The organism is Mycobacterium gallinarum, assembly GCF_010726765.1.
Lineage (GTDB): Bacteria > Actinomycetota > Actinomycetes > Mycobacteriales > Mycobacteriaceae > Mycobacterium > Mycobacterium gallinarum.
In genome coordinates, this window is the sequence record NZ_AP022601.1 from 1372468 (window position 1) to 1384782 (window position 12315).

The 12315-nt window shown below is 59.5% G+C and carries 10 protein-coding genes and 1 pseudogene; 9 read left to right on the top strand and 2 right to left on the bottom strand.

Annotation, left to right across the window (positions count from 1 at the left end; translation table 11 throughout):
- Nucleotides 1-120: 120 nt before the first annotated feature.
- Nucleotides 121-795, bottom strand: coding sequence for a TetR/AcrR family transcriptional regulator (locus G6N42_RS06845; RefSeq protein WP_071321411.1), 675 nt, complete (start codon nucleotides 793-795; stop codon nucleotides 121-123).
- 68 nt (nucleotides 796-863) lie between these two features.
- Between G6N42_RS06845 and G6N42_RS06850 the strand changes: the two genes are divergently transcribed.
- Entirely contained in the window at nucleotides 864-1733 is an 870-nt protein-coding gene (locus G6N42_RS06850; protein WP_014213381.1) for a metal-dependent hydrolase, read from the top strand.
- A 180-nt stretch (nucleotides 1734-1913) separates the two neighbouring features.
- Here the strand turns inward: G6N42_RS06850 and G6N42_RS06855 are convergent, their stop codons facing one another.
- Nucleotides 1914-2546 carry a TetR/AcrR family transcriptional regulator gene (locus G6N42_RS06855; RefSeq protein WP_085975879.1) on the bottom strand — a complete coding sequence of 211 codons (633 nt, stop codon included), beginning with the start codon at nucleotides 2544-2546 and terminating at the stop codon, nucleotides 1914-1916.
- Between the two features lie 128 nt (nucleotides 2547-2674).
- Here G6N42_RS06855 and G6N42_RS06860 point away from each other — a divergent pair, with 128 nt between their 5' ends.
- The 8 genes and pseudogenes from G6N42_RS06860 to G6N42_RS06895 all read left to right on the top strand — a co-directional run bounded on the left by G6N42_RS06860 (nucleotide 2675) and on the right by G6N42_RS06895 (nucleotide 12314).
- Nucleotides 2675-3529 (top strand): SDR family NAD(P)-dependent oxidoreductase, encoded by an 855-nt coding sequence (locus tag G6N42_RS06860; RefSeq protein ID WP_014213380.1) that lies wholly within the window; start codon nucleotides 2675-2677, stop codon nucleotides 3527-3529.
- Nucleotides 3530-3542: 13 nt separating this feature from the next.
- The gene (locus G6N42_RS06865) at nucleotides 3543-4466 is read left to right on the top strand and encodes a hypothetical protein (RefSeq protein ID WP_014213379.1); all 924 of its coding nucleotides are present in this window, start codon (nucleotides 3543-3545) and stop codon (nucleotides 4464-4466) included.
- Complete coding sequence (locus G6N42_RS06870; RefSeq protein ID WP_163727761.1) at nucleotides 4463-5956, top strand: flavin-containing monooxygenase; 1494 nt, start codon at nucleotides 4463-4465, stop codon at nucleotides 5954-5956. Before G6N42_RS06865 ends, G6N42_RS06870 begins: the two co-directional genes overlap by 4 nt.
- Nucleotides 5957-6001: 45 nt before the next feature.
- Nucleotides 6002-7519, top strand: coding sequence for a flavin-containing monooxygenase (locus G6N42_RS06875; RefSeq protein ID WP_014213377.1), 1518 nt, complete (start codon nucleotides 6002-6004; stop codon nucleotides 7517-7519).
- A complete protein-coding gene (locus G6N42_RS06880; protein ID WP_014213376.1) occupies nucleotides 7516-8481 on the top strand; it encodes an alpha/beta hydrolase in 966 nt (321 codons plus the stop codon). Before G6N42_RS06875 ends, G6N42_RS06880 begins: the two co-directional genes overlap by 4 nt.
- A 61-nt stretch (nucleotides 8482-8542) precedes the next feature.
- Nucleotides 8543-10084: pseudogene (locus G6N42_RS06885) on the top strand (flavin-containing monooxygenase).
- 122 nt (nucleotides 10085-10206) lie between these two features.
- On the top strand, nucleotides 10207-11664 hold the full coding sequence (locus G6N42_RS06890) for a cytochrome P450 (protein WP_163727764.1): 1458 nt from the start codon (nucleotides 10207-10209) through the stop codon (nucleotides 11662-11664).
- The gene (locus G6N42_RS06895) at nucleotides 11661-12314 is read left to right on the top strand and encodes a transglutaminase-like domain-containing protein (protein WP_163727767.1); all 654 of its coding nucleotides are present in this window, start codon (nucleotides 11661-11663) and stop codon (nucleotides 12312-12314) included. Before G6N42_RS06890 ends, G6N42_RS06895 begins: the two co-directional genes overlap by 4 nt.
- Nucleotide 12315 lies beyond the last annotated feature (1 nt).

Below are 12315 nucleotides of genomic sequence, written 5' to 3' on the forward strand. Positions count from 1 at the left end.
AGGGTCCGGCGCGCGTGGAGTCTACGGTCGCGATCTCGGGTGAACGCCAGCAGTGATTGTCAGCGTCGCGCCATGCGCCTCAGCCAACCGAGTCGTGCATATAGCCGGGTCGGTCAGAATCTATCGGGTCTCGTCAGCTGCGGCCGGCCGCGGAGCAGCCTGATCAGGCGCCTGCCCGAGGGTATATAGGCCGAGACTGCCGAGAAAACCCGCACCGTGCTCGATAAGCATTTCAGTCGAGAGGTTCAGTTGTCCGTCTATCCAGCGACGGAGTATCTCGAACAGGCCCCCGACACCGTAGGTAGCGGCGAGATCTGCCACTTGAAGCACATCGCTGGGTATATCGAGGTGCAAGCGGGCCTCTCTGAGTACCAGCTCCGCAAAATCGGTCATCAGCTCGCTTCGCAGCTGCCGAAGGAGGGGTTCTGCGCCCGATTCGACAAACAGTATGCGGGCCATGCTGGGATCGTTCTCGATCACCTGAACCAGGGCCTTGATCGGAGCGTAAGCGAGTTCTTGAGGCGCAACCGTGTCGTCCGGAATGGCGCTGGTTATCACCGCCTGGAAGGTGGCGGAGATCTTGGCAAATACCGCGCGCAAGAGCGCGTCTCGGTCGCGAAACTGCTGGTAGAAGTACCGGCTCGTCACTCCTGACTTCGCACACACGGCGGTCACGGTGCACGCGGCAGCTCCGTGGGTGCCCATGATTGAGACCGCGGCATCAATCAACATCACGCGGCGCTGCGCATCGCGTTGAGCTGCGGACAGCCCGCCATAAACACGTGCTGGACTCATGTCCTACAGTCTGGCAGTCTTATCTGACAAGGCATAAAGTCAGATCCAACTTCGAGGAAGGACCTCAAATGTCGGAAGATCAAGCCCGGACCAGGACCCGCGTGCTGCCAAAACCCAGGCGTGTTCGTTTTCCGATGCCGACATCCACGAAGCGGCAACATTTCGTGGATGGCGACCTGGTGATGAGCCATTTCATCTCGGTGCTTTCTGCGACGTTCCCGGAAGGCGAGGATTTCTTCATCCGCTCGGTCAGGAACTTCCAGAGTTCCATCGACGATCCCCAACTAGAGACAGCGGTCAAGGGTTTCATCGGACAAGAGGCCACACATCGACACCAGCATCGTCTCCTCAACGAGCGACTCCAGGCCATGGGGTATCCGACGGCGCGAATCGACTGTCATGTCGCACGCCTGATCAAGCGATTGGAACGGCGCTTTTCGCCGGAAATGCGGCTGTCCATGACCTCCGCGTTGGAGCACTACACCGCTACGCTGGCAGAAATCATTCTTACCAGCGAAGACGCCCAGAAGCTCATCGGACAGACAGAGGTTCGACCGATTCTGCTGTGGCATGCCTTCGAGGAGTCGGAGCACAAAGCGGTTGCCTTCGACGTCTATCGGCTGGTGGGAGGAGCCGAGCGCACCCGCGTACGGGGCATGCGGATCGCTTCAGTAATTCTGTTCGGCGAACTCATTCTGCAGACTGCCTTGTCCATGGCCGCTGATAAAGCCTCATATAACCCGGTCACGTTGGTGCGCAGTCTGTACCGCTTCAGTCGCACCCCGATGTTCACCGCCGATGCGCTGCGGCGATTCCGTTCCTACAACCGCCCGGGTTTCCACCCTGATGATTGGGACAGCGCCGCGGTCCTGGAGCGTTGGAGCAAAGAACTGTTCGACCAAGACGGTTCACAGAGAGTTATCGCTCAGCCGGGATAGCAAAGGTGCGGAAGTTCGGCGACGCAGGAGCACCGTTCCTGCGTCGCTCCTTCCGAACAGGGTGCGATGCGCCGGTCGACTCACGGATTCGGTGCTCGGTAGCCGGGCAAGACGGCAGTCGGACCCGCCAATGCGGTTCGCAGCGATCGCCACGGAGCTGGCTGGCCCTGTGAGCCTGGATCAGTCGCTGACGAGATAGCGTTGAGCCAGGGTTTCAGCCAGTCTGCTGGTGTGCGCGACCATTTCCTTCTCGGTCACCGCAAGCAGGCCCGAGTGCCAGGCCGTCATGACTTCGACGAACCCCCCGACAGCGATCAGAGTGTCCATGCGAAGGGCTATCTCGTCGGCACCTTGTCGGAGGTGTGGCCGGCTTGCCTCAACGACCAACTGCGTTGCTTCCTGTAGCGCAACGGCGCGGCGGTCTTGTAGCGGTGAGCTACCAACATGCTGAGCGAGGAGGATGTGCGCCCGACCGGGATCGCGTGCGATCCGGTCGACCACGATGGCGATCGCCGCGGTGATGGTTTCGATCGGCGGCCGATTCACCCGAGCGTCGAACAGCGCGGCGACCTCGCCGAGCATGTCATTGCGGACGCCATCCCACGCTGCGACGAGCAGCTCATCGCGCGTCTTGAAGTCCTCGTAGAAGTATCGATCGTTCAGCCTCGTGCGGGCGCATACGCCGCGCATAGTCACTGCGGCCCAACCGCTCTCACTCCAGATCTCGGTTGCGGCTTCGATCAATTGCTGCCGCCGCTCTGCTCGACGCTCAGCACCGGTCCGACCACCCCAGCGCTTGTTTCTCGACCGCACCTCTCAATCTTGACAAAGTGTTCGCCCCGCGACAAAACTGGTGGCATGCGACCCCAATGGTGGCTGGTGCCCCCAATTGAGCGTTTCCCCGCAGCCGACGTCAATGTCGCGACCCGAAAGGCAGACAGATGAGATTGCTGCCGTTCGGCGGCTCACCAGGCAGAACGCACCGAGCCGATGCAGTCGTCACGGGCGCAGGAAGCGGTATCGGCCGCGCATTCGCCGTTGAGCTTGCACGCCGAGGTGGACGCGTAGTTTGCGCCGACAGAGATCCAGTCACCGCAAAAGAGTCGGCAGAGTTGGTGAGGCACGCTGGCGGCGAGGGCTTCGACATCGCATGCGACGTCACCGATCTTGAGCAGATCCGCAACCTCGCTGATGTGAGCGAAGACTGGTTTGGGAAGGCTGCGAGCCTCGTCATCAACAACGCCGGAATCGGTGCGGGCGGCAACCGCATCGGCGCGACGTCGATCGAGGACTGGAAAGCGGCGATTTCTGTCAACCTCTGGGGCGTTATCTACGGCTGCGAGACTTTTGTGCCTCGGCTCCGGAGCAATGGGCATGGCGGAGTCATCAATGTGGCGTCCGCAGCGAGCTTTGGCTCGGCCCCTCGGATGGCGGCTTACAACGTGAGCAAGGCCGGAGTGCTCGCTCTGTCGGAGACATTGGCGGCCGAACTGAGCGGTACTGACGTCAACGTCACAGTGCTTTGCCCCACCTTCGTGAAGACGAACATCGTCAATAATCCTCAAATCGACGAGGCGGCTACACGACTCGCGACCAACCTGATGAAATGGACCGGCATTTCGCCACAGCACGTTGCTCGAACGACGTTGAACGCGCACGATCGCGGACAAATTTATGTAGTACCCCAACTCGATGCCAAAGTCTTGTGGCAACTCAAGAGAGCCCTACCCGGTCCCTTTACACGCACGCTGGGCCTCGTGGAGCGCATGGCCTCATGGAACGATTCAGCCGAGTAGAGGAGCAGGAAAAATGGCTTTCGCATATAGCGACATGCTCGAGACAATCAAAAACAAGCAATGGGCTCTCGCCGATATCGATTGGGACGCCCCTGGCGCGGAACTGATCACCGATGAACAGCGTCCCAAACTCAAGCAATTCATGTCCGACGTGGTGTGGATTGAGCATGTTGGAGCACGTGCCTTCGCCGCGATGGCTCCGAAGGCGCCATTCGAAGCGCTCGGAGACATTTACCGTTACTTTCACGCCGAGGAGCAGCGTCACGCCAATGCCGAACTTGCCCTGATGCGTCGCTGGGGCATGATCGAGGAAGGCGAGAAACCGGTCCCGAACAAGAATATTCGGCTGGTCATCGAATGGCTGGACCGTTATGCCGAAGCCCTTCCCCTGACCGTGATCGGGGCCGCAATTCCGGCACTGGAGACTGCGCTCGACGGAGCGCTGCTGAAGTTTCTCCTCGATGAGGTTGACGACCCTGTGTGCGGGGAGGTGTTCAACAAGGTCAACAGCGACGAATCGAGGCATCTCGCGGTTGGCTTCCAGGTCTTGAATGACCTGGGCGCCAGCCCCATGCGAATCCACGCAATTCAAACTGCGGGTGCTCTGGTGGACCCGCGCATTCTCACAGGCGCGTTGCTGTATATCCCGCTCCTGACGCGCATGTTGATGAATCTCAACGCTATGGGTCTGTCCGAGGAGAAGTTATACAATGCAGTGACGCGGTATGCCAATGTCGGCGACCGCAGTGAGCATACGCGGAGGGTGCCCGGCTATCACATCTTGAAGGCGCACATGTCGTCTTCAATCAAGCGGTCCCAGCCTCTGCACTTCGTGTCTCAGCGCCTTGGCAATGCGATCGATGTTTTCCCTGTTCAGATTTTCGGCCGGCCGCCATCCTGGACGGACGAACTGACCTACGAACCGGTGGCCAAATGACAGGCACGACGACGACCTTGATCGTCGGCGCCGGGTTCGCAGGTATCGGTACGGCGATCAGACTGCTTCAAGAGGGCACAGATGACTTCGTCATCGTGGAACGGTCAAATCGCGTCGGAGGCACCTGGCGAGACAATACCTATCCCGGTGCGGCCTGCGATATTCCCTCACTTCTCTACTCCTACTCGTTCGAGCCGAACCCGGGCTGGACTCGTACCTACTCGGGGAGCGCTGAGATCCTCGAATATATCGACGAGATCGTCACCAAGTACGACCTTGCCCGGTTCATCCAGTTTGATACCGATGTAACCGCCTTGGAATTCGATGAGGGTGCCGGCATCTGGGTGGCCGACACGGCTGACGGAAAGCGTTATCAAGCTCTTTCAGTTGTGATGGCCAGTGGACCACTTGCCGACGCCAGCTTTCCGGATATTCGGGGTATTGACTCGTACGAGGGAAAGAAGATCCACAGCGCTCGATGGGACCATGGCTACGATCTCGGCGATAAGAGGGTTGCAGTCATTGGGACAGGCGCGAGCGCGGTACAGATCATTCCTGAGCTCGTGAAGTCGGCTGCGTCGGTCAAAGTCTTCCAAAGAACGCCCGGCTGGGTGTTGCCCAGGGTGAACTTCAAGCATCCGGCTTGGGCGCGTTCGACCTTCAAACAATTGCCGGTGAGCGAACAAGCGCTCCGTGACGCCTGGTTCTGGGCTCACGAAGTGATGGCAGTGGGTATGGTCTGGAACACCGCTGCGACGTCCGCGATACAACTGGCGGCGAAGGGTCATCTCCGTCGGCAGGTGAAAGACTCCTGGTTGAGACGTCAGTTGACGCCCCATTTCAGACCTGGCTGCAAACGTATGCTCATGACCAGCGATTATTACCCTGCGCTACAGTCGGATAACTGTAAGCTGATCAGTTGGCCGATCGCCACATTGTCACCCAACGGTGTTCGAACCGCCGACGGTGTCGAGCACGAGGTGGACTGTATCGTTTTTGCCACCGGCTTCGATGTGTGCAAACGTGGCACCCCGTTCCCGATTAGCGGCCTCGGTGGTCGGAAGCTTGGGGACGAATGGTCTCAGGGGAGATACGCCTTCAAGAGCGTGAGCGTGGCCGGCTATCCGAACTTGTTCTTCACTTTTGGACCGAATTCCGGGCCAGGCCACAACTCGGCGCTCGTATATATGGAGGCCGCGATTGACTATATAATCAAGGCGATCAAGCTCCTCCAGCAAAATGACATCGGTACTTTGGATGTGAGGGAGGATCGCCAGGACCGCTATCACTCCGAAATTCAGCGCCGCCTTCGACGAACGACATGGAATTCGGGGTGCAGCAGTTGGTACTTGACCGAGGACGGCTACAACGGCACGATGTACCCAGGTTTCGCGACCCAGTTTATGAGAGAACTTTCCCGCTTGGATCCTCATGATTACGTGATAACCCGGCGCGACGATACGCACCTCGAGCTGACGCAATCACTCTGAATCCAAGTTTGCAACGCTGACCGTCAGAACGGTGAATATAAAGCAATGGATCGCAAGTCCGACCGTAACTACGAGATAATTATCATAGGAGCTGGATTTTCCGGCATCGGGTCTGGCATTAGCTTGATGAAGGCGGGATTTACCGACTTCTTGATGGTTGATGACGCCGATGGCGTAGGTGGTACGTGGCACTGGAACACCTACCCGGGTATCGCTGTCGATATACCGTCGTACAGTTATCAATTCTCATACGAAATGCGGTCCTCTTGGTCGCGCACGTACGCCCACGGCAATGAGCTCAAAGCCTATGCAGAGCGATGCGTTGAAAAGTATGGGCTCCGGGACCATATTCGTTTCAACACGACCATTGCCGAGGCTTGTTTCGACGAGACCGCGACACGGTGGCGGTTGATCAGCGCCAATGGTGAGGAGTTCACGGCACGCTTCGTGATCAATTGCTCCGGCGTTCTCAGTCGGCCAAAGTGGCCTGAAATCAAGGGGGTGCGAGATTTCGCCGGCGTTACGCTCCACACGGCTAGATGGGACCATACCAAAGATCTCAGCGGGCAGCGGGTTGCAGTAATCGGCACCGGTGCGTCGGCAGTGCAACTGATTCCCGAAGTCGCACAAAAAGCAGAAAGTCTGACCGTCTTCCAGCGGACTCCAATTTATTGTTTGCCGAAGCCAGACTTCTCCGTCCCTAAGTGGGCCGAGAGCTTCTTGCATTTCGTGCCGGGGGCACAACTGGCGACCCGGACCGCGAGCCAGGCGTTCGTGGAAATCACTTTCCCAATCGCCGCTCACTTTCATACGGTGATACCGTTCGCCGATATCATGGAGAGCGCCGCAAAACGGTACATGCGGCGTGAGGTCCATGACCCGACGACGAGAGAACAACTCATTCCGCGCTACTCGTTGGGCTGTAAACGACCCAGCTTCCACAATTCCTATCTCGCAACGTACAACCGGTCCAACGTTTCGCTCGAGACGAGCGGCATAACCCATATCGACCATGCATCCGTCCATTCTCGAGACGGCAAAGCTCATCCCATTGATGTCTTGATCTTGGCCACCGGCTTCAAAGTGATGGAGTCGGGCAACATGCCCACTTACGTGTTGAAGGGACGCGGCGGGCTGGAGCAGGCTACCTGGTGGGACGAGCACCGACTGCAGGCCTTCGAAGGGGTGAGCGTCCCGGGATTCCCGAATCATTTCAACATCTTCGGCCCGTACGGCTACAACGGTTCCTCGTACTTCACGCTCATCGAGGCGCAGAGTCGGCACATCGTCCGGTGTCTTCGCCGTGCGCGTGCGCTGGGTGCTAACTTCGTGGAGGTCAAGAAGGAGGCGAACGACCGTTACTTCGCCGAAGTGATAAGTCGCCGGCACAGACAGGTTTTCTGGCAGCCGAGCTGTTCCAATGCCAATAGCTACTATTTCGACAAGCACGGTGACGTTCCACTGCGTCCATCAACGACTCTGGAGACCTATTGGCGTAGCCGCACTTTTCGACTCTCGGAGTACCGATTCGAGAATCGGGCCGAGGAGGTGTGTCCCCGGTGACCAGGATGGATGCCCCTGACTGGCAGCCCAGTCTTGCCAGTCATCTCGTCGCGATGTCCTCGCGAACCACGCTGCGTCCACTGGCGCAGCTCATGCCATCGAACGCCTACGGACTTGCGGTGATGGATCGCGTGCTTCGCACGGCGCTCGTCGCATCGCGGCCGCGGCGCGGCGTCACAGTGCGCAAGGTTGACACAGTATTCGGCGGGGGCCCGATACGTGGGGATTGGATCACCTCGCCGGTCGTTAAGCCGCATGCGAACCCATTGCTATACATACACGGTGGCGCGTACTCCATGTGCTCGCCGGATACGCACCGCGGCCTCCTCGGTGAACTGGCTTCTGCAAGCGGACGCCCAATCTTCGCCGTCAAGTACCGACTTGCGCCCCGATACCCCTACCCGGCGGCGGCGGACGATGCACTGAACGCGTATCGCTGGCTTACCAGCGGAGGGCCCTCGGGTTCTAGCGAGCGCGCCGTCGCGGTTGCTGGAGATTCGGCGGGCGGTCAGCTTACGATGGCGACTGCCTTGGGCGCACGTGCAGGTGGATTGCCGCTCCCTGATGCGATGCTGCTGATGTCTCCCGTCCTGGACCTCAAGTGTGAACTCGCTAGGGCGCGTGAACTTCGCCGTCGTGATCCTTTTGCCTCCGCTCAGTCGGCGGCGCGCGCTCTTGACCTCTATGTGGGTGGTGCAGATCGCGGAGATCCGCGCCTCAGCGTGCTTGACGCGGACCTCACCTCGATGCCGCCGATCCTCATTCAGGTGGGCGGGAGAGAAATGTTGATCGATGACTCGCGCCGTCTCGCCGAGCGACTTCAATCGGCTGGATCCCACGTCGAGATCCAGGTATATCGCGGACAGATCCATGTATTCCAAGCGATGTTCAGGATTCTTCCCGAGGCCCGCGACGCGATTCATCGAGCGGGACGCTTCCTTGAAGCCTCGGGAGTCAGGTGAAAGTGTCCGAACAGGCAACGCTTCTGCACTCCCACAACGTTGAGTCAGCCGGACCTGCCTCATGAAGAGCGACTTCGCGACGGCCCGTCGCGCATGCGATCCGTCCATCGTGATCATCGGGGCCGGCTTCGCCGGGGTCGCGATGGCTCACCGGCTGAAGAAGGACGGTTTCACGAACTTCACGATCCTGGAGAAGGCTGCAGACATCGGGGGTGTTTGGCGTGACAACACCTACCCGGGAGCGGCCTGCGACGTGCCGTCCGCGTTGTACTCACTCTCGCACAAGCCCAATCCTCGCTGGTCACGGCGATATGCCGAGCAACCCGAGATACTCCAGGACCTCTGCGGACTCGTGGAGAGTGGTGGACTGGACGCACATCTGCGCACGCACACCGAAGTTGTCGACATGACCTTCGATGAGCAGTCCGGGCGTTGGACCCTGGCCACGAGCTCGAACGAGACGATATGCTGCGATGTCGTTGTCTCGGCCGTGGGTCAGCTCTCCTTACCCCACATACCGGATATAGCCGACGCAGATGCCTTCCAGGGGCCGCGCTTTCATTCGGCGCGTTGGGACCGATCGGTTTCGCTTCGCGGCAAGCAAGTAGCCGTCATCGGCACAGGAGCAAGTGCGATCCAATTCGTGCCACACATCGCCCGCGAGGCCGCGCATGTCACGCTGTATCAGCGCACGGCTCCGTGGATCCTACCGAAGTGGGACAGCAGGTATGGAGTCCTTCACCACAGGCTGAGCGAGTTCCTGCCGGTGTTGCTGCATCTCGAGCGTTTCGCGGTATGGCTCATTTTTGAGATGCTCGCCGTGATGCTAGTCGACGCGAAGCCCCTCTCACGCGTCCTCGGTGCGATCGCGCGCCGCCACCTACATCGGCAGGTTGCCAGCCCATCTTTGCGCGAGCAACTGACGCTTTCCGACGCGCCAGGGTGCAAGCGAGTGCTGTTCTCGAATGACTACTATCCAGCAATCGCGAGTGATCGCGTGTCGTTGGTGCCCGAACGCGATCGCAAAGCTCTGCGACAAGGGTGTCAATACCGAGGACGGCGAATTTCGTCCTGCAGATGTCGTGATCTACGGAACCGGGTTTCGCGCCACCGATTTTCTCGCCCCGATGTCCGTGCGCGGCTCTCGCGGAGTCTCCTTGGCCGAGGTGTGGGAGACCCAGGCATACGCATATCTGGGCATCACTGTGTCCCAATGTTCCCGAACCTGTTCCTCCTTTATGGTCCCAACACGAATGTGGGCTCGGGGTCGATCCTCTACATGATCGAGTCACAACTCCGTCACATCGCAACGCTCATCAAGGTCGTGGCTGCTCATCCAGGTCATGCGATCGATGTCAAGTCAGAAATCGCGCAACGTTACAACACGCGCTTGAGAAGGCGACTACGGAGGTCGGTGTGGGCGCTCTGTGCGAGCTGGTATCGAACCTCGAGTGGGGAAATCCCGACGAACTGGCCGGGGCCTACCTTGGTTTATCGACTCCTCACCCGGAAGCCGCGAAGCAGCGATTACGTCTTGAGAAAGGTTGGGCGTCTACAGGTAAGTGGGCCCAGCTGCACCGAGCCCGACGCGTCATCGGGCTGACTAGGGCCACGAGACGTTTACTTGACCCCGAGATCAAGAGTGTCTAGATTGTGACATCGATCGCATATTTGTAAAGACTGACGTTGGCAAGATCAGAGCGGCCGAGCGTCCAGGAGGAAACCATGACAGATCACCTTCTCGCACCTGCGCACCACGTGAAGGACCGGTTGTCCTCTGTGATCATGGTTCCTGCGCCTCGCGCCGTCGACGACAGATGGCGTCGATGGAGCCGGGACTGGCCGGTTCGTGAACTGGCACCGGCACCCGCGGGAAGTGGACTGAAAGCCGTCCGGGGGGATGCCGGACTGCCCTTTGTGGGCCACACGCTCGACTACATCCGATTCGGATCGGATTTCAGCCGAGAGCGCTACGACCGTCTGGGTTCTGTGTCGTGGATGGGCGCGTTCGGCACCAAGATGGTGGTCATCGCGGGACCGAACGCCACTCGAGAGGCGTTCACGAGCGAAGCGAAGGCATTTTCTCAGGATGGCTGGTCCTTCTTGATCGACGCCTTCTTTCATCGCGGTTTGATGCTCATGAGCTTCGACGAGCACTTGATGCACCGGCGCATCATGCAGGAGGCGTTTACGCGTCCGCGCCTGACCGGATACGTCGAGCAGGTAACCCCATGCGTTCGCTCGGCAGTGCCCACGTGGCCGGTGGGTCCGTCGGTTCGAATCTATCCACTGCTGAAGGAACTCACCCTCGACATAGCCACCGACGTTTTCATGGGCGGCCGCGGCAAGGAGGAGAGTGATGCTGTCAACAAGGCGTTCGTCGCCACGGTTCGAGCAGCGAGTTCCCTTGTGCGTGTTCCGCTTCCGGGAACCAGATTCCGCGCTGGTGTGCGAGGCCGGCGCGTCTTGGAGGACTACTTCTTCCGGCATCTGCCTGCCGCGCGAGCCGGTGAAACGGATGATCTGTTCGCTGCTCTTTGTCAAGCCACCACCGAAGACGGGGAGCGGTTTTCCGACGGGGATGTGGTGAATCACATGATCTTCTTGATGATGGCGGCCCACGACACATCGACGATCACCACCACTGCGGTCGCCTATTTCCTTGCCAAGTATCCGGAGTGGCAGGAGGCAGCGGCTGCGGAAGCCGAGGCCATCGGTGACGGGTTGCCGGACATCGAGGCCCTGGAGAAGATGACGGTCATCGAGCTCGTGATCAAGGAAGCGCTCAGACTGCTTGCACCTGTTCCGCTGGTGATGCGCAAGACGGTTCGAGATGTCGCCATCGACGGATATCACATCCCCGCGAACATTTTGTGCGCCATAACGCCTGCCGTGAATCACTTCGATCAGACGATCTGGAGTGATCCGGAGCGGTTCGATCCCTCACGTTTTGACGAGTCTCGGCGCGAAGACCAACACCACCGATTCGCCTGGGTTCCGTTCGGAGGTGGAGCGCACAAGTGCATCGGCATGCAATTCGGGACGCTCGAGGTCAAAGCAATCCTGCACAGGATGCTGCGTTCGTTCACCTGGACGGTTCCGGAGAACTATCACGTCCGATGGGACAACACCTCGCTGCCCATTCCGGTGGACGGACTTCCGTTGGAGATGAAGCGCCGATGACCGTCGACCACGGGCCCTACCTCGAACCCACGGAGTTTCTTGACTGGCAACAAGATTCGGTACGTGACTTCGTATCATCGGCGATCCGTGGTGCCTGCGGCGACACCGAGAAGGCCATCGCCATCTTCACCGCGGTCCGTGACTGCATTTGGTACGACCCCTACACGGTGACCGATAACCCACACGCGTATCGCGCCAGTACCGTCGCGACCGCAGAACGAGCCTACTGCGTCCCGAAGGCCGTGCTGTTGACTGCAGCGTGCCGAGCGGCGGGAATCCCGGCGCGGCTGGGGTTCGCCGACGTCCGAAACCACCTCCAGACCAAGACATTGCGCGAGCGGATGGGCGGTACCGACGTTTTCGTCTACCACGGTTACAGTCTCATGTTTCTCAACAGTGCGTGGGTAAAGGCCACTCCGGCGTTCAATCGCGAGCTGTGCGCACGTTTCGGTGTCTCGCCGATCGAATTCGACGGCCGTAGCGACGCGCTACTACATGGTTTCACCGCTGACGGCACCCAGCACATGGAATATCTGCGCGACCGGGGAGCCTACGACGATCTACCCCTAGCAGACATCCTGCAAGCGCTGAAAACGTATCACGGCACATTCATCGACCAGCCGAACAGCCGTCCCGACCTCTTCGCCTGAA

Coding starts and splice junctions, on each gene's coding strand:
- G6N42_RS06890 (WP_163727764.1), top strand. CDS start 10,207: ATGACAGATCACCTTCTCGCACCTGCGCACCACGTGAAGGACCGGTTG.
- G6N42_RS06895 (WP_163727767.1), top strand. CDS start 11,661: ATGACCGTCGACCACGGGCCCTACCTCGAACCCACGGAGTTTCTTGAC.
- G6N42_RS06850 (WP_014213381.1), top strand. CDS start 864: ATGTCGGAAGATCAAGCCCGGACCAGGACCCGCGTGCTGCCAAAACCC.
- G6N42_RS06875 (WP_014213377.1), top strand. CDS start 6,002: ATGGATCGCAAGTCCGACCGTAACTACGAGATAATTATCATAGGAGCT.
- G6N42_RS06845 (WP_071321411.1), bottom strand. CDS start 795: ATGAGTCCAGCACGTGTTTATGGCGGGCTGTCCGCAGCTCAACGCGAT.
- G6N42_RS06865 (WP_014213379.1), top strand. CDS start 3,543: ATGGCTTTCGCATATAGCGACATGCTCGAGACAATCAAAAACAAGCAA.
- G6N42_RS06860 (WP_014213380.1), top strand. CDS start 2,675: ATGAGATTGCTGCCGTTCGGCGGCTCACCAGGCAGAACGCACCGAGCC.
- G6N42_RS06870 (WP_163727761.1), top strand. CDS start 4,463: ATGACAGGCACGACGACGACCTTGATCGTCGGCGCCGGGTTCGCAGGT.